Raw genomic sequence first — 286 nt, 5'->3', positions numbered from 1 at the left:
CTTCAGCTGCCGCCGAGCCGGTCGGCCTGCCCGGAAGCCGCAGCGAGGACACTGTCCAGCAGTTCGGGGAAGAGCGCGTCTAGGTCCTCGCGGCGCAGTCCGTTCATCTTGGCCGTGCCGCGGTAGACCTGCTGGATCACACCGCTCTCGCGGAGCACCCGGAAGTGGTGGGTGGTCGTGGATTTGGTGACCGGGAGCACGAGCTGCGAGCAGGAGAGCTCCTCGTCCGCCGCCGCCAGGTCGCGGACCCCATGCGGCTGTCCGTGGTCCGCGAGCGCGTGCAGCA

Annotated in this window: 1 protein-coding gene; it reads right to left on the bottom strand. The window is 69.9% G+C overall.

Annotated features, from left to right (window positions below):
• Window positions 1-2 precede the first annotated feature (2 nt).
• On the bottom strand, window positions 3-286 hold a 284-nt coding region (locus J0695_RS41865; RefSeq protein WP_206970046.1), incomplete at its 5' end, for an ArsR/SmtB family transcription factor.

This window comes from Streptomyces beijiangensis, assembly GCF_017315755.1.
In the GTDB taxonomy this organism is placed as follows: domain Bacteria; phylum Actinomycetota; class Actinomycetes; order Streptomycetales; family Streptomycetaceae; genus Streptomyces; species Streptomyces beijiangensis.
Note: the sequence above shows the minus strand (reverse complement) of the source record. Positions and strands in the feature narration are given on the sequence as shown.